Origin of the sequence: Ciceribacter sp. L1K22 (genome assembly GCF_017599385.1) — a bacterium.
GTDB lineage: Bacteria > Pseudomonadota > Alphaproteobacteria > Rhizobiales > Rhizobiaceae > Allorhizobium.
Window position 1 is genome coordinate 1,198,431 of the sequence record NZ_JAGFPK010000001.1, and the last position, 20,437, is coordinate 1,218,867.

Annotated in this window: 26 protein-coding genes; 10 read left to right on the forward strand and 16 right to left on the reverse strand. The window is 62.9% G+C overall.

The genetic code is table 11. From position 1 onward, the window contains the following. Positions 1-112: 112 nt before the first annotated feature. From J5J09_RS05895 to J5J09_RS05910, 4 genes are all read right to left on the reverse strand, one after another. Positions 113-421 carry a BrnA antitoxin family protein gene (locus J5J09_RS05895; RefSeq protein WP_208548752.1) on the reverse strand — a complete coding sequence of 103 codons (309 nt, stop codon included), beginning with the start codon at positions 419-421 and terminating at the stop codon, positions 113-115. Next, positions 418-666, reverse strand: coding sequence for a BrnT family toxin (locus J5J09_RS05900; RefSeq protein ID WP_208548753.1), 249 nt, complete (start codon positions 664-666; stop codon positions 418-420). Before J5J09_RS05900 ends, J5J09_RS05895 begins: the two co-directional genes overlap by 4 nt. Before the next feature lie 66 nt (positions 667-732). Continuing rightward, a complete protein-coding gene (locus tag J5J09_RS05905; protein ID WP_208548754.1) occupies positions 733-1,053 on the reverse strand; it encodes a YnfA family protein in 321 nt (106 codons plus the stop codon). Between the two features lie 30 nt (positions 1,054-1,083). Then, positions 1,084-2,643 carry a helicase HerA-like C-terminal domain-containing protein gene (locus J5J09_RS05910; RefSeq protein WP_208553129.1) on the reverse strand — a complete coding sequence of 520 codons (1,560 nt, stop codon included), beginning with the start codon at positions 2,641-2,643 and terminating at the stop codon, positions 1,084-1,086. Positions 2,644-2,880: 237 nt separating this feature from the next. Here J5J09_RS05910 and J5J09_RS05915 point away from each other — a divergent pair, with 237 nt between their 5' ends. Then, a complete protein-coding gene (locus J5J09_RS05915; protein WP_208548755.1) occupies positions 2,881-3,270 on the forward strand; it encodes a hypothetical protein in 390 nt (129 codons plus the stop codon). Positions 3,271-3,344: 74 nt separating this feature from the next. Here the strand turns inward: J5J09_RS05915 and J5J09_RS05920 are convergent, their stop codons facing one another. From J5J09_RS05920 to J5J09_RS05930, 3 genes are read right to left on the reverse strand one after another with little or no spacing between them, the layout of a single operon-like run. Further along, positions 3,345-4,115, reverse strand: a complete 771-nt coding sequence (locus J5J09_RS05920; protein ID WP_208548756.1) for an NAD(P)-binding domain-containing protein — start codon at positions 4,113-4,115, stop codon at positions 3,345-3,347. 42 nt (positions 4,116-4,157) lie between these two features. Continuing rightward, positions 4,158-5,498 carry a GAF domain-containing protein gene (locus J5J09_RS05925; protein WP_208548757.1) on the reverse strand — a complete coding sequence of 447 codons (1,341 nt, stop codon included), beginning with the start codon at positions 5,496-5,498 and terminating at the stop codon, positions 4,158-4,160. Further along, positions 5,495-5,977, reverse strand: a complete 483-nt coding sequence (locus J5J09_RS05930; protein ID WP_208548758.1) for a hypothetical protein — start codon at positions 5,975-5,977, stop codon at positions 5,495-5,497. The genes J5J09_RS05925 and J5J09_RS05930 overlap by 4 nt, the downstream gene beginning before the upstream one ends. A 161-nt stretch (positions 5,978-6,138) precedes the next feature. On the opposite strand from J5J09_RS05930, the gene J5J09_RS05935 reads away from it, so the two are divergent. Further along, positions 6,139-6,846 carry a hypothetical protein gene (locus tag J5J09_RS05935; RefSeq protein WP_208548759.1) on the forward strand — a complete coding sequence of 236 codons (708 nt, stop codon included), beginning with the start codon at positions 6,139-6,141 and terminating at the stop codon, positions 6,844-6,846. A gap of 276 nt (positions 6,847-7,122) precedes the next feature. Here J5J09_RS05935 and tam read toward each other — a convergent pair whose 3' ends face one another. Both tam and J5J09_RS05945 read right to left on the reverse strand, forming a co-directional pair. Continuing rightward, positions 7,123-7,896 carry a trans-aconitate 2-methyltransferase gene (gene tam / locus J5J09_RS05940; protein WP_208548760.1) on the reverse strand — a complete coding sequence of 258 codons (774 nt, stop codon included), beginning with the start codon at positions 7,894-7,896 and terminating at the stop codon, positions 7,123-7,125. 1 nt (position 7,897) lies between these two features. Next, on the reverse strand, positions 7,898-8,560 hold the full coding sequence (locus tag J5J09_RS05945) for a haloacid dehalogenase type II (RefSeq protein WP_208548761.1): 663 nt from the start codon (positions 8,558-8,560) through the stop codon (positions 7,898-7,900). 267 nt (positions 8,561-8,827) lie between these two features. Here J5J09_RS05945 and J5J09_RS05950 point away from each other — a divergent pair, with 267 nt between their 5' ends. The 4 genes from J5J09_RS05950 to J5J09_RS05965 all read left to right on the forward strand — a co-directional run bounded on the left by J5J09_RS05950 (position 8,828) and on the right by J5J09_RS05965 (position 12,645). Then, positions 8,828-9,709, forward strand: coding sequence for a branched-chain amino acid aminotransferase (locus tag J5J09_RS05950; RefSeq protein ID WP_208548762.1), 882 nt, complete (start codon positions 8,828-8,830; stop codon positions 9,707-9,709). An 82-nt stretch (positions 9,710-9,791) separates the two neighbouring features. Further along, positions 9,792-11,072: a hypothetical protein gene (locus J5J09_RS05955; RefSeq protein ID WP_208548763.1), complete on the forward strand. Its 1,281-nt coding sequence runs from the start codon at positions 9,792-9,794 to the stop codon at positions 11,070-11,072. Positions 11,073-11,155: 83 nt separating this feature from the next. Beyond that, the gene (locus J5J09_RS05960; RefSeq protein ID WP_208548764.1) at positions 11,156-12,331 is read left to right on the forward strand and encodes an MFS transporter; all 1,176 of its coding nucleotides are present in this window, start codon (positions 11,156-11,158) and stop codon (positions 12,329-12,331) included. Between the two features lie 5 nt (positions 12,332-12,336). Continuing rightward, entirely contained in the window at positions 12,337-12,645 is a 309-nt protein-coding gene (locus J5J09_RS05965) for a YkgJ family cysteine cluster protein (protein ID WP_208548765.1), read from the forward strand. A gap of 8 nt (positions 12,646-12,653) precedes the next feature. On the opposite strand, the gene J5J09_RS05970 is transcribed toward J5J09_RS05965, so the two are convergent. Next, a complete protein-coding gene (locus J5J09_RS05970) occupies positions 12,654-12,971 on the reverse strand; it encodes a hypothetical protein (RefSeq protein ID WP_208548766.1) in 318 nt (105 codons plus the stop codon). On the opposite strand from J5J09_RS05970, the gene J5J09_RS05975 reads away from it, so the two are divergent. Both J5J09_RS05975 and J5J09_RS05980 read left to right on the forward strand, forming a co-directional pair. Next, on the forward strand, positions 12,970-13,173 hold the full coding sequence (locus J5J09_RS05975) for a hypothetical protein (protein WP_208548767.1): 204 nt from the start codon (positions 12,970-12,972) through the stop codon (positions 13,171-13,173). The two genes, J5J09_RS05970 and J5J09_RS05975, sit on opposite strands and share 2 nt — an antisense overlap. Before the next feature lie 4 nt (positions 13,174-13,177). Continuing rightward, positions 13,178-13,780 (forward strand): superoxide dismutase, encoded by a 603-nt coding sequence (locus tag J5J09_RS05980; RefSeq protein ID WP_208548768.1) that lies wholly within the window; start codon positions 13,178-13,180, stop codon positions 13,778-13,780. A 249-nt stretch (positions 13,781-14,029) separates the two neighbouring features. Here J5J09_RS05980 and J5J09_RS05985 read toward each other — a convergent pair whose 3' ends face one another. The 4 genes from J5J09_RS05985 to J5J09_RS06000 form a co-directional block, all read right to left on the reverse strand. Beyond that, positions 14,030-15,253 (reverse strand): MFS transporter, encoded by a 1,224-nt coding sequence (locus J5J09_RS05985; protein WP_208548769.1) that lies wholly within the window; start codon positions 15,251-15,253, stop codon positions 14,030-14,032. 176 nt (positions 15,254-15,429) lie between these two features. After that, the gene (locus J5J09_RS05990) at positions 15,430-15,816 is read right to left on the reverse strand and encodes a type II toxin-antitoxin system VapC family toxin (RefSeq protein WP_208548770.1); all 387 of its coding nucleotides are present in this window, start codon (positions 15,814-15,816) and stop codon (positions 15,430-15,432) included. Beyond that, positions 15,816-16,070 carry a type II toxin-antitoxin system VapB family antitoxin gene (locus J5J09_RS05995; protein ID WP_208548771.1) on the reverse strand — a complete coding sequence of 85 codons (255 nt, stop codon included), beginning with the start codon at positions 16,068-16,070 and terminating at the stop codon, positions 15,816-15,818. Before J5J09_RS05995 ends, J5J09_RS05990 begins: the two co-directional genes overlap by 1 nt. An 86-nt stretch (positions 16,071-16,156) precedes the next feature. Beyond that, a complete protein-coding gene (locus J5J09_RS06000) occupies positions 16,157-16,711 on the reverse strand; it encodes an NADPH-dependent FMN reductase (RefSeq protein ID WP_208548772.1) in 555 nt (184 codons plus the stop codon). A 266-nt stretch (positions 16,712-16,977) separates the two neighbouring features. On the opposite strand from J5J09_RS06000, the gene J5J09_RS06005 reads away from it, so the two are divergent. Next, positions 16,978-17,541, forward strand: a complete 564-nt coding sequence (locus tag J5J09_RS06005) for an NADPH-dependent FMN reductase (RefSeq protein ID WP_208548773.1) — start codon at positions 16,978-16,980, stop codon at positions 17,539-17,541. 63 nt (positions 17,542-17,604) lie between these two features. On the opposite strand, the gene J5J09_RS06010 is transcribed toward J5J09_RS06005, so the two are convergent. Both J5J09_RS06010 and J5J09_RS06015 read right to left on the reverse strand, forming a co-directional pair. After that, positions 17,605-18,210: an alpha/beta hydrolase gene (locus tag J5J09_RS06010; RefSeq protein ID WP_208548774.1), complete on the reverse strand. Its 606-nt coding sequence runs from the start codon at positions 18,208-18,210 to the stop codon at positions 17,605-17,607. Between the two features lie 246 nt (positions 18,211-18,456). Continuing rightward, positions 18,457-19,389 (reverse strand): VOC family protein, encoded by a 933-nt coding sequence (locus J5J09_RS06015; RefSeq protein WP_208548775.1) that lies wholly within the window; start codon positions 19,387-19,389, stop codon positions 18,457-18,459. A gap of 124 nt (positions 19,390-19,513) precedes the next feature. Here J5J09_RS06015 and J5J09_RS06020 point away from each other — a divergent pair, with 124 nt between their 5' ends. Continuing rightward, positions 19,514-20,416, forward strand: a complete 903-nt coding sequence (locus J5J09_RS06020) for a LysR family transcriptional regulator (RefSeq protein ID WP_208548776.1) — start codon at positions 19,514-19,516, stop codon at positions 20,414-20,416. Positions 20,417-20,437 lie beyond the last annotated feature (21 nt).

Sequence of the window (20,437 nt, forward strand, 5' to 3'; positions counted from 1 at the left end):
GCGGCAGGTTTCTGTTCCCGCCATCGGAGATCGGACGATGGAAGCTGGAGATGAAGGTGTCCAGTTTTTTCTCGGACGCCGTCTATCTTCGCATCACCTCGAATCGCGGAACTTACAGCCCCACCGCCTTGCGCAGCGCCTCGTTGATCCGCGACTGCCAGCCTTCACCGGTGGCCTTGAAACGCTCGACCACCTCGGCGTCAAGCCGGATGCTGATCGCCCGTTTGGGATTGTCCGATTTCGGCCGACCGAGCTTTCGGTCGATCTTCTCCGCCAGATCGGGAAACACCTCGCGGAACGGCCGCGCTTGCGCGAGCTGTTCATCGGTTGCTTCCGGGTTGTCGGAGACGTCGTCCCAATCTGTACGGCTGTATCCGCGCCCCTCCTGAAATGCGCTCAGGATTTCCTTACTTCGAGTCATGGAAGCAATCTCCTTTCCGTCGCCTTGGCCGGTCGCATTGAAATCACAGAAAGTCCTTCCGTTCCCAATCGAGCGAAGATCACCGTTATTGTTCCGTCAGCAAGGCGTCCTATCGCCTGAAACCGGCTCCGCTTTGCGGCAATAACGACCGCGCTCTCGAAGAACGTCAGTGTCAGGTCCGCGAAGTCGAGGCCATGTTTGTCGATATTCGCGAGCCGCTTCGGCTCGTCCCAGACGATTTCCATAATTTATGTATATACGGAAAATTTGCAAGACCTACCGTCAAAGGGTGGGGCTTTCACTGGGCAAGATCAACCGCGGGATGGCAGCAGTATGATCGAAGCGCCCACCAGGCAGATCAGCGCGCCGCCGATATCGAACCGGTCGGGCCGCTGGCCCTCCGCCAGCCACAGCCACGCGAGGGACATGACTATGTAGATCCCGCCATATGCCGCATAGGCGCGGCCGGCAGCTTCGGCCGGAACAAGGGTCAGCAGGTAGGCGAACAGCGCCAGCGACGCCACGCCGGGCATGATCCACCACGCGGACCTATCCAGCCTGAGCCAGGCCCAGAAGGCGAAGCAGCCTGCGATTTCGGCCAGAGCGGCAGCGCCGTAGATGAGGTAGACCATTCCTCTCCCTTCGTGAGGCGGCCGGTTGGCCTAGCGCCTCAGGCTACCCAGAATGCCACGCACGATCGCTCGTCCGAGCGAATTGGCGACGGAACGGGCGGCGCTCTTCATGGCAGCCTCCACCACCGTCTCGCGCTGGTAGGATCGTCTGGTGGAGGTTTTCGAACTCGGCTGAGATGGCCCCTCGTCGTTGCCGAAGCCGGGCAGGGTCCAGCGACCGGCAGCACTGTCGTCTTTGCTGGCCTTTTCCTCGGCCGCGCGTTTGGCCGCCTCTGCTTCAGCAGCTTTTTGAGCGCGCTGCGTGAGGATTTCAAAAGCTGATTCCCTGTCGACATCCTTGTCGTACTGGCCGGCGACGGGGCTGACATTCATGACCGATTGCCGTTCGGCATCGGTGATCGGGCCCACACGGCCCGCCGGCGGGCGGATCAGCGTACGCTCGACCATTGAGGGCACGCCCTTGCTCTCCAGCGTCGAGACCAACGCCTCGCCGATGCCGAGCGTGGTGATGGCCGTGGCACAGTCGAAGGCGGGGTTGGGACGGAATGTGTCGGCAGCCGTTCTCACCGCCTTCTGCTCGCGCGGGGTATAGGCGCGCAGGGCGTGCTGCACGCGATTGCCCAACTGCGCGAGAATGGTTTCCGGAACGTCGAGCGGGTTCTGCGTGACGAAATAGACGCCGACGCCCTTGGAGCGGATCAGCCGGACCACCTGCTCGACCCGCTCGATCAGTACCTTCGGCGCATCGTTGAACAGAAGATGCGCCTCGTCGAAAATGAAGACGAGCTTCGGCTTGTCGGGATCGCCGACTTCCGGCAGTTCCTCGAACAGTTCCGACAGCAGCCAGAGCAGGAAGGTCGCATAAAGCCGCGGGTTCATCATCAGCTTGTCGGCGGCGAGCACCGAAACGGCGCCGCGCCCATCCGGTGTGGTTCGCATGATGTCGGTGATCGACAGCGCCGGCTCGCCGAAGAACTGTTCCGCCCCCTGTTGCTCCAGCACCAGCAGTCCTCGCTGCAGCGAGCCGACGGAAGCCTTGGAAATCAGTCCAAACTGCCCGGAAAGCTCGCTTGCATGTTCGGCCATGTAGTTGAGCAGGGCCTGGAGGTCTTTCAGGTCGAGAAGCGCCAGTCCACCCTGGTCGGCGATCTTGAAGGCGATGTTGAGCACACCCTCCTGCGCTTCGGAGGCATCCATCAGCCGTGCGAGCAGCAACGGCCCCATCTCCGCGATCGTGGTGCGAACGCGGTGTCCCTTTTCGCCGAACAGGTCCCAGAAGATGACCGGGAACTCCTGCGGCTGCCATTCCGTGAGGCCGATCTGCTGCGCGCGCGCGGTGATCCAGTCTTTGGGTTCGCCCATCGCCGCGATGCCGGAAAGATCGCCCTTGATGTCGGCGCAGAACACCGGCACGCCGGCGTTCGAGAAACTCTCGGCCAGGCCCTGCAGCGTCACGGTCTTGCCCGTGCCGGTGGCGCCTGTCACGATCCCGTGGCGGTTGGCGTATTTGAGGTCGAGATATTCGCCCTTGTTCAGGCTTTCGTCCGGATTGCGGCTGGTGCCGAGAAAGATCTTGCCGTCGACGAGCATCTGGTCCCGGTCCTCCTGGACGTTTGTAGGCGGCGCCGCGTCGTTTTGGCGCCAACTCCATCTTTTCATTGAATCATCGTAGTGCTCTTATAAGGATTGTGTAAACCACCGATAACAACAGCCGCGTCCATTCACGGGCTGTGGGGATTGCCTGTGGCGAACGTGGTGGCGGCTTGTCGCGACCGGGAAAATCAATTACGTTGACGTTAACGTCAAATAATGCGCCAGGAGGGCCCAATGAACGAACTCGTCACCCGCATCGCCAACAATGTCGGCCTTGAACCCGAAGTCGCCGAAAAGGCGTTGGGCATGATGCTTGGCTTCCTTCAGCGCGAGGCCGCCGACGGTCCGGTCGCCAAGATGATCGAATCGCTTCCCGGCGCTATCGACCTCGTTGCCAAGCACAACGGCGAAGGCTCCGGCTCCGGTCTTCTCGGCGGCCTGATGAGCGCGATCGGCGGCGGCGGCATCATGGGCCTCGGCCAGCAGTTGATGTCCCAGGGTCTCGGCATGGGCGAAATCACCGCGCTCGCCAAGGAAACGATTGCCGCTGCGCGCGAATATGCCGGTTCGGACGTCGTCGACGAAGTCGTCGCCTCGGTTCCTGGTCTCAGCCAGTTCGTCTGATTTTTATTGCATCGAATGAAAGGCCGCCGGGGCTAACACCCTGGCGGTTTTTTGCGGTCTGTCCCGGTTGCAGTCTACTGGAGCTCCGACCGTGAAAACTGTCGCACCGAGTCCAGCGCCTTTGCGATCTGGTCGAACCAGCCGTTTTCCCTAAGATGACGGCGCGTGCGCTCGTTCAGCCCGCCTTTGGTTTCGTGCTCGTCCGCCAGCCCGAGAAGCGGTTCTGTCGACACCAACCCGGTTTCCGCAAGGCCTGAAAGCATCGACCGCACGTAAAGGTTCGCCGCCTCCTCCGAAACACCCTTGCCGCCGAGCCAGGTGACGAGGCTTTCCTGCATTTCGAAGTAGGTGGACATGAAGCCGCTCGCGCTGCCCATGGCGACGAGTTCGTCTTCAGAATGTGGTATGACGACGTCGCCCAACGGCGCGATCAGTCGCTCGATGTCAGGCACCGCGGGGAAATGCACGACCGGTCCCTTGCGGGTGGCGATGGCGGGCAGGGGTAACACGCGGCAGACGGTCGAGGAGGGTGCGATACCGCCAAGTTCGGGAAGCCTCAGCCCCGTTATGAACGAGCAGACGATCTGACCGGGCCGGAAGCGAACATCCTGCAATGCTTCTTCTACCTGTGCCGGGCGCACGCCGAGAAACACGATGTCGCTCTCCTCGGACACCTCGGCATTTGACCGCGCGCGTGTCACCGTTTCGAACCGGTCGGCGAGACTCAGCGAGAGATCTTCCGACCGCGGCGATACCAGTATGGGATTGCGGTGGCCGGCAGCCAGAAGTCCCTCGATAAAGTAGGTCGAGATCGCGCCCGTCCCGATGAAGCCAAGTCGTCTCATGCATGTCTCTCTGTTTGCGCAGTCGATCGTGCTGCGCTGTTCCTAGGTGTCGACCACCTGCAGCTCCGGCAGACCGTCGACCTCCAGCCGCATCCGACCGCGCTCCGGGCGGGTCAATCGAATCGGCCCACCCTTCTCGTCCAGCCGGCGGCGTAGCAGGATGAGGCGTGTCTCGAGATTGTCCTTGAAATCCGGTAGCTGCAGGCTTTTGTCGCGCCGTATCTCCCGGTTCAGGAAGTCCTGGCGCCCGCTTGTCGAGTACTGTTCCAGCATGTGCCAGAGCAGCCGCCCCGGCACGCCGCGGATCAGATACTCGCCATCCACGAAAAGCGATGCATCGCGGGGATAGAAGCGGAGTGCCACAACGCTCTTGCCGCCCGCATGGATCGGTGCCGACGGCGCGGCGTGTCCCGTCTCCGGCTCTTGGCGCTCCCGTTCGTTCATGGCGTAGGAAAGCGAGAGCGCGAGCTGCGCGGCAATCACCCGCAAGGATTGCTCGTCGGCGTGGCGGAAGGTGAAGGCCTTCTCGGATTCGGTAAACAAGACGCCGATCAGCCTGCCTTGCGCCGACATCGGCACGGCGAGCTGGCTCAGCGGAGCAGGGAGCGCCGGCAGCGGGATATGCACGCCTCCCTCGGATCCGGACATGGCCCGAACCGCCGCCACGTAGCGGCGTCCTCGACTGAAATCGGTCACCCTGACAGGTTCCATGGCCTTCGCCGCCAGACCGATTACCCCATCGCCGAAGGCGATTTCCGACCCGAAGCCGAACTGTTCGTAACCCCGGCTGGCGATTGTCGTCAGCCGCGAGCGGCTCTCGTCAGGCACCAGCACCATGCTGTGGCGGAAGCCGAAGAGTTCCTCCAGTCCTTCCAGCGCGCAGTCGAGCAGCTTTTCCGGATCGCTTTCCTCGCTCAGGCATTGGGTCAGCCTCGCGGTCTGGGAGATGTGATCACGGCCCGCCTCCAGTTGTGAGGGAAGTTCCAGCGGATGAGCCGCCGGCACCGGCCGGCAGTCCTCGACCCGATAGATATCGACCGCCTTCAGCTTCATGACATGGCTCATGCCTTGCTCAAGCAGCGCCAGATGGCGTTCCACCTGATTGAAGATGCGCCCGCTGTCTTCGGAACCGGAAAAGACGAGATCGAGGATATGCTGCTGGCCGGTTAGGCCGTCGACGACCATGACCGTCGCCAGCCCGTTCGCCGCGACGTTGTCGGCTGTCTTGGAAAAGAACTGGTTCGAGAGCGCGACATGCTGCTCGTCCACATAATAGACGTGGGAGAGGTAGGAGACGTTCGGCACGCCATACCGGTCGGTCGTCGCGATGATCGAGGGAATGACACCCTCAAAGCTGTCGCGAATGGTTGAAAGCGGAATCATGCCGCCGCTTCTCCTCTCGCGTTGATTTTCTGGCCTGCGCCGGGACCCGGGGTCTGCCGGAATATGTCGAGTGGACGGAAGGTCACGACGACGAGATCGCGATCGCTGAGCGTGCTGGAAAGCTGCAGCCGGCTGACGCCGACCGAGGTCATCAGCTCCAGCTGCTCGCGGACATAGCGTGCGCCCCATTCGCTTTCGGCGCTGTCGGCCGGGTGTGTCTCGGTAATCACGCCTTTGATCTGGTAGGCGTGATATGTCTCCGGATTGACATAGGTGGTCGCGACCGGCAGGCCAGCGCGGGCGTTTGCCACCGCGCGCGGCCACTGGCTTGACGAGACGAGGACGGAGACGAGCCCCGTGGCCGCGTCAAATCGGGCTCCGGAACCGCGTCCGATCATCGGTCGATGTGCTTCGTCGCGTGTGGCAAACAGCATCATCACCCTGCCTTCGATGAAGGCCACAATATCGGATGAGAGCAATTCGATTCTCCCGGAACAACTTTAAATACTTAGGAAGCTTTTAGCAGAAGCGCGAGACGATTAGGAAGCATTTAGGAAGCGTGCGCCACACAACAGGTCTATTCAGCCGCCGATCGCTGGCCGTCAACGGGACGGCTGCAACCGAAAAAGGCAGCAAGACCATGACCCATCACATATCGCTTACCGACATACCGGATCTCAACGGTCGCTATGACCTCTATGGCGCCGTTCACAAAGGTCTCCGAAAGGCCGGATGTGACCTCCTGTGTCGCCTCGGCTCGACCGACTTCGACAACGCGGACGAATGCGAGGCTGTGCTCGGCGACCTCAGGACCTACCTGATGCTTGCCGCCTCCCATGTGGTCCACGAGGACGACAATATCCATACTGTCCTGCAGGGCCGGGGTGTTTCGACGGGAACCGTCGACGACCAGCACGATGAGCATCGGGAAGCCTTCGCCGATCTCGAGAAGCTCGCCGTTTGCGTCAGCAGGGCGATCCCGATTGCAAGGCGTGCCGCTGGGCGCAAGCTCTATCTCGCCTTCGCGGCCTACATCGCAGAAGACCTCGCCCACATGCACGAGGAAGAGACGCAGACGGCGCCTATGCTGTGGCAGCATTTTTCCGACGCCGATCTCGCGGCTGTCGAAATGCGGATCGTCAGCTCCATGTCGCCGGAAAAGAACATGGCCTTCATGCGCATCATGATCCCGGCGATGAATCCCGCGGAGAGAGCGGCCTTGCTTGGCGCCATGCGCAAAGGTGCCCCTCCGGAAGTCTTCGAGGCTGTCATGGATTTTGCCGTCCGTCCGTCCCTGCCGCCCAAGGCCGTGGACGATCTGGTCGACCGCCTGAAGCTTGCGGCGTAAGCGATCATGAGACTGCTTGCCATTTTGCCGTTCTTGCCTGCAGCGCGCGGGTTGGTCGCCAAAGGACCCCATCTGCGGCCGAGGACCGACGAGCCTCCAGTTGGGGGTCCCGTGACCCGCACATCGCCGGTCTCTCCTGCAAGAGGCTTGCCGCTCCGCATCCGCCGCCCCGTCAGGGCGTCCGGGCTCTGATCAAGCCCAATATCTTGAAGGACTGATCCCCCGCAGTCTTTCCGCTCGTCTCCGACATTCCCCGATGTCGGGGACGTTGCCCTTTCAGCGCCTGATAGCCACGATGAAAAGCCGGGGAAATTTGAGCAGAGAACGTCCGTCCGCTATGGGAGGATAGGCCTTCGCGATGCGTGCGGAATAGTCGGCGAGAAAGCCCGCCTCGTGTTCCGCTCCGGCCGCCTGGAGATACGGACGAAGGCCCGTGCCCTTGACCCATTCGACGATCGCCTGCGGGTTCGCCATCGGGTGATAGTAGATGGTGTGCCAGACATCCACCCGGGAGGAGACAGGCGTCAGCGCATCCATGTATTCAGCCGGCGAGGGCAGGTGGGCCCGCCGGATGCGCCCGCCGGCAAAGGCTGCGGACCACGGCCCGGCCAGGCCCGTCTCTTCCATGGCGAGGTGGCTCGGCTCTCCAAGATTGTCAGGCATCTGGATTGCCAGCACGCCACCCGGTTTCAGCTCCTTCATCAGGCGGACGAGCAGGCCGAGGTGATCGGGCAGCCATTGGAAGACGGCATTGGCATATAGAAGGTCCGGCGGTTCCGGCGGCAGCCAGGTCGACAGGTCCGCTTTGTCGAACCCGGCATCCGGTAGCCGCTTCCGCGCCTTCTCCAGCATGTCGTCATCGCTGTCGAGGCCCCGCACAGCTTCGGCACCGAACCGGTCCACCAGCAGTTCCGTCGAATTGCCCGGACCGCCGCCCATGTCCCAGACGACCTCGGCGTCGCCAAGCGGCACCTGTGCAAGGAGATCGCGGGCGGGCCGCGTCCTCTCGTCTTCGAACTTCAGATACTGCGCCGCCGACCATCCAGGCATGTCAGGCGCGCTCCGGCAGGCTGTCGAGCGATGGCAGGATCAGGTCCGGCGGCAGGTCGCGGTATTCGTCGGGCATGCCGGTGCGGTTGATCCAGACGGTGCGGAAGCCGAACTTCCTTGCACCCGCAATGTCCCAGCGGTTCGATGACTGGAAGGAGACAGCGCTTGGATAAACGCGATAGCTCGTCGCCACCAGATCGTAGACAGCGGGTGCCGTCTTGTAGGTTCTCAGATCATCCACCGAAAACACGTCGTCGATCACGGCGTCCAACGCCGCGTTCTTGACTGCGGCCGCCAGCATGCTCGGCGAGCCGTTGGAGAGGATCGCGATCCGTGCGCCGCGCGCCTTCAACCCGCGCAGCACCGCCGGCACTTCCGGATAGCAGTCTAGCACCCAATAGGCTTTCAGCAGATCGGCCCTGAGGCCCCGGTCGATCGACGGCATCCGGTCGAGGCAATGGTCGAGCGCTTCCTCCGTCAATTGCCAGAAGTCGGCATAGGCTCCCATCAGCGCCCGCACCCAGGAGTATTCGAGCTGCTTGGCCCGCCACATCTCCGACAAACGCACATAGTCCGGACCGACCCTCTCCGCGTGGCGCCGCACCGCGGCGTGCACGTCGAACAGCGTGCCATAGGCGTCGAAGACATAGGCGGAATGGGTCATGGCATGCGATCCTCGCGGCGTCGTGGGTTGCGCCACACGTCTTTTCGGCTCCAGTATCGCATGCCCGATCCTCCCGGCGAAGAGGGGCCGCCTATCACTTTAGTTGATCGACCGATCAGCCAAGCTTCTGATTTGCCGGAAAATTCTTGCGCGGGCGAAAGGCACGCGGTTGCTTTCTTGCCAAATGAGGGCGTAGGAGGGTTTGTCCTTGACCGCAGCGATCCTGCTGGCTTTGCTGCCGGGCATGTTTTTCCTGGAGACCCTGACATGGCTGTTGATACCGCGCCCCGCTCAACCACCTGGACCTATGTCGATGGCGACTGGGTGACCGGAAATCCACCGCTGATCGGGCCGACCTCGCACGCCATGTGGCTGGGCTCGACGGTATTTGACGGCGCCCGCTGGTTCGATGGCATCGCACCCGATCTCGACCTGCATTGCCAGCGCGTCAACCGCTCCGCCGTCAACATGGGCATGAAGCCGGTCAAGACGCCGGAGGAGATCGAGGCGCTCGCCTGGGACGGCGTGAAGAAGTTCGACGGCAAGACCGCGATCTACATCAAGCCGATGTATTGGGCCGAGCACGGCGCTCCGTTCTCCGTCGTTGCCGCCGATCCGGACTCGACCCGCTTCGCGCTCTGCCTGTTCGAGGCGCCGATGCACACCGCCAAGCCCTCGTCGTTGACGGTTTCGCCGTTCCGCCGTCCGTCGCCGGAGGTCGCCATGACCGCGGCCAAGACCGGCAGCCTCTACCCGAATTCCGGCCGCATGATCATTGAGGCCCGCAATCGCGGGTTCGACAACGCCCTGGCGCTCGACATGAACGGCAATGTCGCCGAGACCGCGTCTTCCAACATCTTCATGGTCAAGGACGGTGTCGTCATGACGCCGATGCCGAACGGCACCTTTCTCTCCGGCATCACCCGCGCCCGCATCATCGGCCTGCTGCGCCAGGCCGGCTTCGAGGTCCGCGAATGCACGCTGACGGTCGCCGATTTCATGGATGCCGACGAAATCTTCACCTCCGGCAACTATTCCAAGGTCGTGCCGGTGACGAAGCTCGATGCGCGCGAACTGCAGGAAGGCCCGGTCACCCGCAAGGCGCTGGAACTCTACATGGACTGGGCCCGCTCGCCCGGCGACGCGTGATCGACCGGATTGCACAGCTCCAGCGGTTGTGATCCTTTGTAATTTCAACTAGAGTTCCTCTGCTTGGGCAGGGGGAGCCGGGTTGAAACGGATAGAGGCAGCCGAACAGGGTTTTTCGCAAGCCAACGCCTATTATCTATTGATGTGGGTGCTGACGGCGATCGTCGCTCTCACGAGCTTTTTCGAGTATCGGGCGATCGGCAAGGAGCGACGGGACGCCGAGGCCATCATTGAGCGTCATGATCCGCTGCTTCGACCCGCCGAGGACGTCGCGGTCGCGCTTCGATCGGCTCTTTTTGTTGCAGACACCGACACGGCAACGGAGGCCGAGGCGCTGCGGTTGTTGCGCGCCCGGCATATCGCCGCACGGGACTTGCTGACCCGCATCAGCGCCAATGTCGCAAAGCTGCCGCTCACCGACGTTGAGAACCGAGTGGCGGTCAACAATGCCCTGAACTGGCTTCTGGCCATGCAGTACTATAATGCGGTTGATGCGCAGCATGGACCCGCGCCATTTCAGAGTGACGAAAAATCCTTGCAGACCGCCGAGTTCCCGTTCGGAACCCTGCTCGTTGCCGACAGCGTCGAGGGGTTGCGGATGGAGGATGCTGCGCGGCTGCTTTGGATCGCGCGGGAGCCGCAGGCCGAACTGCTGTCCCGTTCGGCGGAGCTTGTGACCCTTTCGGAAGCTGCCGAGGGGCAGGTCGCCTTGCTGGATATCATTCGGCCGCTCGCCGATCGCGGACGGGCCGCACGAGAGCGCGATCTCGCCCATGCGCTCTGGGTCGCATGGCTGCAGTCCGGAGATTGGAAGAGCGGCCCGGATGCCTATCTGCGGGAACTGGCCCATCGCGATCTGAAGCTCGGCGAGCCGCAGGCACAAACGGTGGACGCCTATCGGAGGCTCGTCGCGATCAATGCCAAGGCGAGCGGCGAAAAGACCAGTCTCAAGCTCCCCGTGGTGGACGTGCCTGTGGCCCTGTCAGATGCGGTGGTGGTGCTGCCGCTGGCGCTTTGCTTCTGCCTCGTGGTCATTCTGATCTATACCGAACGCGGCATGCGTTATGCCCGGGAGGCAAAGCGTGCAGCCGAAGAGGTGGTCGGAAGCGTGCCGGTCTTCTACACCGGCTACGGCATCCACCCGCTCCTCGGACAGGTGGTGTCGACATTCCTTCTGGCACTACCGTCGCTGCTTGCTGCCTCGCTCTCGCTGATTGCGCCAGACATGACGCGCAGCACCGCGGCACTGTGGCTTTACTGGTCAGGTCTCGGCCTCGCCGCCGTGCTGACGCTCATCGCGATCCGCCAGACACGGCACGTCTTCCGCCTGATGGATGAGAACATCGTCGTCAAGGCCAAATAGGCCGCCTCTCGACTTCCCGGGCCTGCTCCGATAGACCGGAGGCCACCGGCTGAGCCGGCTTTCTCGTTTCTGGCAGGTTCAACATGCAGGCCTCCGCACTCGCCGAGGATTTCGCGCCCGACTGGGCGGCGATCGCCGTGGTCATCCTTGGCGTCACGGCCTTTGCCGTGGGGCAGGGGCTGACCTATCCGCTGATTTCGCTGCTGCTCGAAAGCCGGGGCGTGTCGTCGACCATGGCTGGCCTCAACGCCTCCGTCTTCGCCTTCGGTCTTGCCTCCTCGACGCTTCTGATCGGCCGGCTGACGCAGACGATACGCGGTGACCGACTGATCGTGGCCGCGCTCTGCGGCGTCTCGATGGCGCTTGCGACCTTCTCGCTCTTCGACAACCTCGCCGTTTGGTTCGTTGCCCGCTTCCTGCTCGGCTTCTGCACCTCGATCATTTACACCGTCAGCGAGGCATGGCTGAACACCGCCTGTCCCGACCGCCTCCGCGGCCGAGTCTCCGGAGCCTATAGCGCCGGCATGTGCGCAGGCTTCGCGGCCGGGCCGCTCGCCATTCCGTTGATTGGCATCGAGGATGGCTTCGCTTTCGCGCTCACCGCAGCCTATGTCGCCCTCGTCGCCTTCGCCTCCGTCATGCTCGGCCGCTACGCGCGCACCAAGCCGGAGGCGTCGGAAGCCGGTGGCATCGTCACCTTCGTCAAGCTCGCCCCCGTTCTGACTCTGATGGTGCTCGCGTTCGGCTTCTCGGATATCGCCGCGATCTCCATGATCCCGCTCTATTTCGTCGAGCGCGGTTATTCCCAGAACTTCGCGGCCTATGTCGTTACCATGGTGGCGCTGCCGACCGCGCTTGCCCAGCCCTTCGTCGGCTGGCTGCTCGACCGCGTCTCGCGACCGGTCATCGCCGTCGTCGGCTCGCTGCTGACAGCGGCCGCCTTTCTCGTTTTGCCGTTCATGACATCGCAAGTCGCGCTGCTCGTCACGATTTCGGTGCTCGGCGCAGCCAGCTTCTCGCTGTATACCGCAGCTCTGACACTGCTTGGCGAGCGGTTCCGGAGTGGCCTGCTGGTCTCCGGCAGCGCCGTCTTCGCGCTCTCCTACGCGATCGGCAGCGCGGCCGGCTCAGGCGCGACCGGTGCGATGATGGACCTTATGTCGGTCGACGCCGGCCCCGTCTTCACCGGCCTCTTCATGGTCGGCTTCACCGCCATCTTCGCCCACAATCTGCTGCGCGGCGACAAGAGGCGGGGCTGACCGCCATGCCGCAAAGCCCATCGCCCGACATTTACGACTGCCAGGCTTGCGGCGCGTGCTGCGCCTACTCCGAAGACTGGCCGCGCTTCTCGCTGGAAACCGACGAACAGCTGGACGCGATCCCGGAAGCCATGGTCGCCACCGATCTCTCCGGCATGAAGTTCGAAAACGGCCGCTGCGTCGCGCTCAACGGCGAACTCGGCAAATGCGTCGGCTGCACAATTTATACCGTCCGCCCCATCGTCTGCCGCGACTGCATGCCCGGCGACCCGGAATGCCTCATGGCGCGAGAGGCAATCGGTCTCCCGGTCTGACGACTGCTTCAAGGCACCGTCACGCCCACCACATCCGCTGTCAGCTCGCTGCCGAGTTCCACGGTGCCGGCCTGCTTGTCCATCACGCAGATATAGCTGACGATTGCATCGGCGCCCTTCGCCTTGCCGGTCAGGATCGCGAGGCCGAAGCGCTCGCTGCCGAACGGATCGACGGCAATTTTCGCATTTTCGAGGTTCGGAGCGGCCGTATTGAGGCACTTCGCCTCGACCTCTTTGGCGAACTCATCCCAAGCTTCGTCGGAGGAGGCAAACGCTGGAGAGGCAGCGAGGAGGACGGCGATCGTGAGACCGGAAAGGCGGTGCATGGCTGGCTCCGTAAAAGCTGTTTTGGGTGCTTTCCGGCATTTGCCGGACGCGCCGCAACTCTGTTCCGCATCGCGCGGTTTTTCCAGCCTAAACTTTGCAGGGATGGGAACAATTTTGATGTTTGCGAGGTTGCCTCTCCTGAGTTCCCCTCCTATGTTCCCGGTCACCATTGACCGCATTCCGTTGCCAAAAGGAGATTGACGCCATGGCCTTCGAATTGCCTGAACTTCCCTACGCTTACGACGCTCTTGCCCCCTACATGTCGGCCGAGACGCTGGAGTTCCACCACGACAAGCACCACAAGGCCTACGTGGACAACGGCAACAAGCTCGCCGCCGAAGCCGGCATGGCGGACCTGTCGCTCGAGGAAATCGTCAAGAAGTCCTACGGCACCAATGCCGGCCTCTTCAACAATGCCGGCCAGCACTACAACCACATCCATTTCTGGAAGTGGATGAAGAAGGATGGCGGCGGCACCAAACTGCCGGGCAAGCTTCAGTCCGCGATCGACAGCGATCTCGGTGGCTACGACAAGTTCAAGGCTGATTTCGTTGCCGCCGGTACCACGCAGTTCGGCTCCGGCTGGGCATGGCTGACGGTCAAGGACGGCAAGCTCGCCATTTCCAAGACCCCGAACGGCGAAAACCCGCTGGTCCACGGCGCCTCCCCGATCCTCGGCGTCGATGTCTGGGAACACTCCTACTACATCGACTACCGCAACGCCCGTCCGAAGTACCTTGAGGCCTTCGTCGACAGCCTGATCAACTGGGATTACGTGCTGGAAATGTACGAGGCCGCCACGAAGTAAGCTTTGGCTGCTTGGTGATTTTTGACGAACCCGGTGCCGAAAGGTGCCGGGTTTTTCTTTGCGCGAACGGCGCCATGCGGAAGATTGAAAATTGGAACGGCCAGCGTGATCTCGCGGCAGCCGCCTGACGTCAATCAGCGGCCCGACCCCGTTCTTAAGTTAACGGCAGTCGCGTCCCGCGGGCCTTCTGACAGAAGCCGGTGGTCGTGTCCAGAAGGGTGCGGAACGCGCGGGCGATGTTTTCAGCGCTCAGGTGGCACCCGCCAGCGTCGGTTCCGCATCCTCTTTCCTGCGTGGCGCCGGGAAGGCGAGCGCCATGGCAGCCGCTGCCAGGCCGACGGCGGCTGAGGCGAGATAGAGCCAGTCATAGGTGGCGAAGGTGTCGTAGAGATAGCCGCCGCCGATCGGACCGAACGCCATGCCGATGCACGATGTCATGACCGCCGCGCCCATGACCGTCCCCATCACATGCGGGCCGAAATAGTCGCGCGCGATGACGGCGTAGAGCGGCATGACCCCGCCATAGGCCATCCCGAGCACCATCGCCAGCATGTAGAACTCGGTGAGCTGCGAGACATGCACATAGGTATAGATACCGACTGCCTGTAAAACCAGGCCGGCGACCAGCACGCGCCTGACGCCGAGACGGTCGGCGGCAAGCCCGAAAAACAGACGGCCGAACAGCCCCGCCACGCCCTCGACGCTGTATATGGTCGCCGCCGCGATCGGCGTGGCGCCGCAGATCATCGCATAGCTGACGGTATGGAAGATCGGGCCGGAATGGGCTGCGCAGCAGAGGAAAAAGGTGCCGGCGAGCACCACGAACTGCGGCGTGGCGAGCGCCGAGAATGCGGATGCGGGCCGGGCAGGGGCATCGCTGCCGGCAGGCGTCAACGCAGGCTCCATAACGGCCGGCGGTCGGCGGATAAGGAAGCTCGCCGGCGCGATGATCACGAGCGCGGCGATTGCGATCATCGTCATCGCGCTGCGCCAGCCATAGGTTTCGATCAGTACGCTGGCAAAGGGCGTGATCACCATTGGAGCGATACCGGTACCGATCGACACCAGCGAGACTGCCAGGCTGCGGTGCTTGTCGAACCAGCCGACGGTCGCCGCCATGATCGGCGCGAAAAAGGCGCCGCCCGAAGCGCCGACGAGACCGCCATAGGCGATCTGGAAGGTCAGGAGATCGGTGGCACGGCTGGCGATCAGAAGCCCGGTGCCAAGCATGAAAGCGGCGATCAGCACCACCGGCATCGCGCCGATGCGGTCGCTGAGAGTTCCCCAGCCGAAGCCCGCAACGCCCATGGTGAGGAACCCGACCGTCATCGCCGCCGATATGCCCGCGCGCGTCCAGCCGGTATCGTCGGCGATGGGCTGGAGATAGACCGGCAACGAAAACATCGCGCCCATGGCCACACACGTGATCAGCGCTCCCGCCGCCACCACGACCCAACCGTAATTCCTCTCCATGGAAATATCCTCCAGACGGCCACGGCAACGTTACAGCTGCCGGGTCCCGTCGTCAAACAGGTTGCAATACGCAATCAGGTTGGCGCGGCATATGGAGAATGTAAATCGTGAACAACGATTGTTTTTTGCAGGTGACACTGACTGCTGACAGCTTTTGGCTAGTGAGGCGGGGTGTTTTAGGCGACACGAATATCGGTGAGTGTGAAGTCCCGCCCTTTGAACAAAAGAGGCTCGCCTGTGGCCGTGGCAAGCGCATAGGAAAAGCAGTCACCATAGTTGAGACCGGCAAGGTGCCGGCCTTTGCCATATCGTCGCCACGCCCGGCGGGCGATCTCGACCTGATCGATGTCGACGCCAACAAGTTCGACACTGGCCGCGCGGAGCCAATGATCAAGTTCCACGGAGCCGGCTTCTCCGAGGCGTGTCTCTATAACGATGGAGAGCTCGAGCAGGGTAGCAGTCGACATCAACCTGACCGGGTCGTCTGCGATCTTGCGTTCCAACTCATCCGCGTCCGGCTCGTCCAGCGCGATGGCGACGACCGCAGAACTGTCGATGACCATCAGGACGGCGATCCGTTTTTATCGTATCCGAGGATATCGTCGCTCGACCGGTCGTCGAGCTTAGGCAGGGCGGCGAAACGCCGGCGGCTCGCAACCAGCTCCTCCAATCTGGCCTCCCGTACCGGCGTCTCGGCGAGACGACTAAGGCGTTCCTCCAGAGCCCGCCGCGTCGCGATCGCGACGGACTCTCCGGTGCGTTCTGCAAGTGCTTGTGCCAGACGTTCCGTTTCCAAATCCTTGATGCTTAGTGCCATCGCTTATCGTTCCGGTTAGACGCCGCTAGTCTAGCGCAATAGATCGTTACGACAAGCCGATCGCCAAGAAGTTGCCGGTCGCCAGTCTACCGTCGCCCGACAAACGCCACGAATCCCTCCATGAACCCGCGCAGCTGTTCCTTGACCTTCTCGTCCACCATCGTGCCCTCGGCGTCGAAGACGCTGCCGGCGCGCGATACCAGCATGCGTTTGCCGTGCCAGAGGTCGGTGCCGAGCGTGTGCATGACCGGCAGCCAGGCGGTCTGGGAGAGCACGGTGCCGAAGCCGCCCGGCGAAGCGCCCATGATCGCCGTCGGCCGGCCACCGAAGACGCGGCTGATGTCGTTTGACGGGCGAGACAGCCAGTCGATCGCGTTCTTGAACACGCCGGGAATGGAGTTGTTGTATTCGGGCGTGACCAGCAGCAGTCCATCGGCGGAGGCGATCTTCTCCTTCAGCGTTGTCACGGCATCCGGAATGCCCTGGTCGGCTTCCAGGTCGCCGTCATAGAGCGGAATGCCGCGGATTGTACCGATCTCTAGGGTCGATCCATCCGGCATCAGCCCGGCTGCCGTCTTCAGGAGCGCCGTGTTGAGAGAGCCCTTGCGCAGGCTTCCCGAAATTCCGACGATCGTTACCATTGCGTCTGTCTCCTCATCTGGTGGCCGCGCGCTGCGTCATGGCGGGCGATGCCGATCTATCCATACATATCAGCGGAAGTCCAAGGGGCGGTCACGCATTGCCGTCGATCCGGCCTGTCAGGAACTTGAACACTGCGTCACCAACTTTGATATTGTTTTATCAGACAACATATAGTGTGCGTCTTTGTGTGCTGTGCGTCCCATCCTCCCGTCGGCGCGCCACGCTCCCAAGCGGAGCCTCACATACATACACAAGGATTGTATCCATGAAGCTGAACGTTATCGTTGGCAGCACCCGTCCGGGCCGCGTCGGCCCCACTGTCGCCGCCTGGTTCGAGAAATTCGCCCGCGAGCACGGCAAGTTCGAGGTCGAACTCGTTGATATCGCCGATTTCAACCTGCCCCTGCTCGATGAACCGAACCATCCCGTCCTGCAGAAATACGAACACGACCACACCAGGCGCTGGAGCGAGAGCGTCAACGCCGCCGACGCCTTCGTCTTCGTCACGCCGGAATACGACTTCTTCCCGCCGGCCTCGCTGATCAACGCCGTCCAGACCCTCGTCCGCGAATGGTCTTACAAGCCTGTTGGCGTCGTCTCCTACGCCTATGTCTCCGGCGGCCTGCGCGCCGCGCAGGAATTGCGGCTGCTGATGACATCGGTGAATGCCCATCCCATCCCGCAGTCGGTACCGGTGCCATTCTTCCCGCAGTTCATCGACGAGAATGGCGTCTTCACCGCCAACGAGCCAATGATCCAGGGCGCCGCCGTGATGCTTGACGAACTCGTCAAGTGGGCCGGTCCGCTGAAGCAGATGCGCGCGGCGTGAGAAAGTCCGGACCATGAGATACCGGCGCGGTCCTGAACCGCGCCGGGCTCTTGTCAGACGACCTCAGCTCTTGATGAAGCGGGCGATCGCCTCGATTTCGGATGCCGGAACCTCGTGCCCGCCCGGATGCAGCACGGTTTCGACCGCCGCCCCCTGCTTTTCGAGATAGGCGACGAGCGCCCGGGTGCCCGGAAGAGGGCAGATCGGATCGCGCTCTCCCGCGGTCACGAGGATCGGCCGATCCTTGAAGCCAGCCTGGTCTGCCGGCGTCCAGGGGATCAGCGGATGCATCAGCACCGCCCGGTCGATCAGGTCCGGCGCCTCGAACATCACCGAGGCGAGGATGTTCGCCCCGTTCGAATATCCGAGCGCATAAACCGGAACGCCCGGATGGCGATCCCGCTGGGCGCGGATGAAGGCGGCCATCGTCTTCGTCCGGGCGGCGAGGTCCGCCATGTCGTAGACGCCTTCGCCGGTCCGCTTGAAGAACCGGTTGGCGCCGTATTCCGACACGTCGCCGCGCGGCGAGACGATGCCGGCGCCCGGCAGGATCTGCTGCACGAGGCCGGGAAACTGATGTTCGTCGCCGCCGGTGCCGTGGAAGGTGAAGACGAGCGGCGCGGCGCCTTCCGGCGCGCGGTAGAGATGTTGGTAGCTGGTGAGGGACATCGTCTGGTCTCCTTCGGTGAGAATGGAATGGTCGGGCTGTCGTATTCAGGCTTGCCCCTCATCCGCCTGCCGGCACCTTCTCCCCGCAGGCGGGGAGAAGGGACCTGTGGCGGCGGTTCGTTCCTCTCTCCACGCAGAGCGGGAGGAACGGTGCCGGTGCGGCATGACCCTTCTCCCCGTCAAAACGGGGAGAAGGTGGCGGCAGCCGGATGAGGGGCTACCGCCGAAGCGATAGCCGTCGGCCGGTCAGTCCTTGATCGCGGGCAGGTGCGCCTCGATCTGCGAACGGTACTGCTGGTAGCGGGTCGGCAGCTTCAGCGCCGAACCGAGATTGGCGGTATCCTCGTCGCGGGCAAAGCCCGGCTCGTTGGTGGCGATCTCGAACAGCACGCCGCCTGGCGTGCGGAAGTAGATCGCCCAGAAGTAGTCGCGGTCGATGACGGGCGTGACGTTGTAGCCGGTGTCCATCAGCGCCTTGCGCACTTCGAGCTGGGCTGCGCGATCCTCGACGGCGAAAGCCACGTGGTGCACGGAACCGGCACCCTGCATCGCAGGCGCGGCACCGGGCAGCACTTCGAGGTCCACATAATCGGCGCCATTGCCGCCGGGCTTGACGTAGCGGACCATCTCGCCCTGCTTGTCGATGGCTTCATAGCCCATGAACTTCAGGAGTTCGGCCGAAGCGCCCTCGTCGCGCAGACGCATGGTCACGCCGCGGAAGCCGTGAATGCCGTCCGCGACCGGAACCGGGCCGCCGTCGAAAGGTACGCGCTCGTCGCCGTCCACTTCTGCCAGCGCGAAGCCGTCACCATCAGGGCCGGCGAAGCGCAGACGCTTCTCGCCGAACAGCTCATAGGTTTCGAGATTGCCGACGCCGAGCTTGGAGAGACGTTCCTGCCAGTAGGGCAGGGTGCCGCGCGGGATCGAGAAGACCGTTTCGGCCACTTCGCCGGCGCCGCGCTTGCCCTTGCCCATGTTGGCGAAGGGGAAATAGGTCATGATCGTGCCGGCATTGCCGACCTCGTCGCCGTAGTAGAGGTGGTAGACATCGGGAGCGTCGAAGTTGACGGTCTTCTTGACCCGGCGCAGGCCGAGTGTCTTGGTGAAGAAATCGTTGTTTTCCTGGGCGTCCGCAGCCATCGAGGTGACGTGGTGAAGCCCTTTGATCTGGGTAAGCATGGCGCTTTTCCTTTCCAACCGGTGCGGTGTGTTCGTTGCGTTGGCTGGAATATGGCCCATGGATTATCGCCATAGAATAGGTATAATCCGTCGAACACTATTGCGATTTTCGTAAAGGTCTCCGATGGGCGAACTAGAATCGATCCGTACGTTCCTGACGGTGGCCGAGCAGAAGAGCTTCAGCGCCGCAGCCCGTCTGCTCGGCACCACGCCTGCTTCCGTCACCCGCACGGTGGCAGCGCTCGAAGAACGCCTGGGGCTCCAGCTTCTCCTGCGCACCACGAGGCAGGTGTCGCTCACCTCGGCCGGCGCGGTCTATGCCGCCCGTGTCGCACCGCTCGCCGAGGGGCTGGCGAAGGCGACGGAGGAAACCCGCGACCTGCAGAAGGTCACGACCGGGTCGCTGCGGATTTCCGCCCCCATGTCGCTCGGCCTCAAGGTCCTGCCGCCGATCCTCAGCCAGTTCGCGCTGGTGCATCCAGGCACCACGGTGGCCGTCGATCTCTCCGACCGTTTCGTCGATATCGTCGAGGAAGACTACGATCTCGCGATCCGCATTTCCGGCCCGCCGACCGACAAGTCGACGATCTGGCGCAAGATCTGCCCCGTGCCGCGCGTGCTGGTCGCCTCGTCCGGTTATGTCGCGATCAACGGACGGCCCGAGCGGCCGGAAGACCTGGTGAACCACCAGTGCCTGAGCTACGACGACCGGACCCAGACGGAAACCTGGTCGCTCACCCGCGCCGGCGCCACCCGCACCATCGAGGCCAAGGGACGGTTCTCGGTCAACAACGGCGATTTCCTGATGCGGCTCGCGCTGGCAGGCGAAGGGATCACCCTGCTGCCCCGCTTCATTGTCGAGGATGACCTCGCCGCTGGCCGCCTCGTCACGCTGCTCGACGACTGGAAAGCCCCGGAAATCTGGCTCACCCTATACTACCCGCCCTACGAACACCTACCGCTGAAGGTCGCGACGTTTTCGGAGTTCTTCGAGGCGTTCGTGCTGGAGAGTTGGGCGGCGGGTTGAGGGGCGGACAAACCCCGATAT

Excerpts from the sequence above, each read along its gene's own strand:
- J5J09_RS05895 (WP_208548752.1), bottom strand. The coding sequence starts at position 421 with ATGACTCGAAGTAAGGAAATCCTGAGCGCATTTCAGGAGGGGCGCGGA.
- J5J09_RS05900 (WP_208548753.1), bottom strand. The coding sequence starts at position 666 with ATGGAAATCGTCTGGGACGAGCCGAAGCGGCTCGCGAATATCGACAAA.
- J5J09_RS05905 (WP_208548754.1), bottom strand. The coding sequence starts at position 1,053 with ATGGTCTACCTCATCTACGGCGCTGCCGCTCTGGCCGAAATCGCAGGC.
- J5J09_RS05910 (WP_208553129.1), bottom strand. The coding sequence starts at position 2,643 with ATGCTCGTCGACGGCAAGATCTTTCTCGGCACCAGCCGCAATCCGGAC.
- J5J09_RS05915 (WP_208548755.1), top strand. The coding sequence starts at position 2,881 with ATGAACGAACTCGTCACCCGCATCGCCAACAATGTCGGCCTTGAACCC.
- J5J09_RS05920 (WP_208548756.1), bottom strand. The coding sequence starts at position 4,115 with ATGAGACGACTTGGCTTCATCGGGACGGGCGCGATCTCGACCTACTTT.
- J5J09_RS05925 (WP_208548757.1), bottom strand. The coding sequence starts at position 5,498 with ATGATTCCGCTTTCAACCATTCGCGACAGCTTTGAGGGTGTCATTCCC.
- J5J09_RS05935 (WP_208548759.1), top strand. The coding sequence starts at position 6,139 with ATGACCCATCACATATCGCTTACCGACATACCGGATCTCAACGGTCGC.
- tam (WP_208548760.1), bottom strand. The coding sequence starts at position 7,896 with ATGCCTGGATGGTCGGCGGCGCAGTATCTGAAGTTCGAAGACGAGAGG.
- J5J09_RS05945 (WP_208548761.1), bottom strand. The coding sequence starts at position 8,560 with ATGACCCATTCCGCCTATGTCTTCGACGCCTATGGCACGCTGTTCGAC.
- J5J09_RS05950 (WP_208548762.1), top strand. The coding sequence starts at position 8,828 with ATGGCTGTTGATACCGCGCCCCGCTCAACCACCTGGACCTATGTCGAT.
- J5J09_RS05960 (WP_208548764.1), top strand. The coding sequence starts at position 11,156 with ATGCAGGCCTCCGCACTCGCCGAGGATTTCGCGCCCGACTGGGCGGCG.
- J5J09_RS05965 (WP_208548765.1), top strand. The coding sequence starts at position 12,337 with ATGCCGCAAAGCCCATCGCCCGACATTTACGACTGCCAGGCTTGCGGC.
- J5J09_RS05975 (WP_208548767.1), top strand. The coding sequence starts at position 12,970 with ATGGCTGGCTCCGTAAAAGCTGTTTTGGGTGCTTTCCGGCATTTGCCG.
- J5J09_RS05970 (WP_208548766.1), bottom strand. The coding sequence starts at position 12,971 with ATGCACCGCCTTTCCGGTCTCACGATCGCCGTCCTCCTCGCTGCCTCT.
- J5J09_RS05980 (WP_208548768.1), top strand. The coding sequence starts at position 13,178 with ATGGCCTTCGAATTGCCTGAACTTCCCTACGCTTACGACGCTCTTGCC.
- J5J09_RS05985 (WP_208548769.1), bottom strand. The coding sequence starts at position 15,253 with ATGGAGAGGAATTACGGTTGGGTCGTGGTGGCGGCGGGAGCGCTGATC.
- J5J09_RS05990 (WP_208548770.1), bottom strand. The coding sequence starts at position 15,816 with ATGGTCATCGACAGTTCTGCGGTCGTCGCCATCGCGCTGGACGAGCCG.
- J5J09_RS05995 (WP_208548771.1), bottom strand. The coding sequence starts at position 16,070 with ATGGCACTAAGCATCAAGGATTTGGAAACGGAACGTCTGGCACAAGCA.
- J5J09_RS06000 (WP_208548772.1), bottom strand. The coding sequence starts at position 16,711 with ATGGTAACGATCGTCGGAATTTCGGGAAGCCTGCGCAAGGGCTCTCTC.
- J5J09_RS06005 (WP_208548773.1), top strand. The coding sequence starts at position 16,978 with ATGAAGCTGAACGTTATCGTTGGCAGCACCCGTCCGGGCCGCGTCGGC.
- J5J09_RS06010 (WP_208548774.1), bottom strand. The coding sequence starts at position 18,210 with ATGTCCCTCACCAGCTACCAACATCTCTACCGCGCGCCGGAAGGCGCC.
- J5J09_RS06015 (WP_208548775.1), bottom strand. The coding sequence starts at position 19,389 with ATGCTTACCCAGATCAAAGGGCTTCACCACGTCACCTCGATGGCTGCG.
- J5J09_RS06020 (WP_208548776.1), top strand. The coding sequence starts at position 19,514 with ATGGGCGAACTAGAATCGATCCGTACGTTCCTGACGGTGGCCGAGCAG.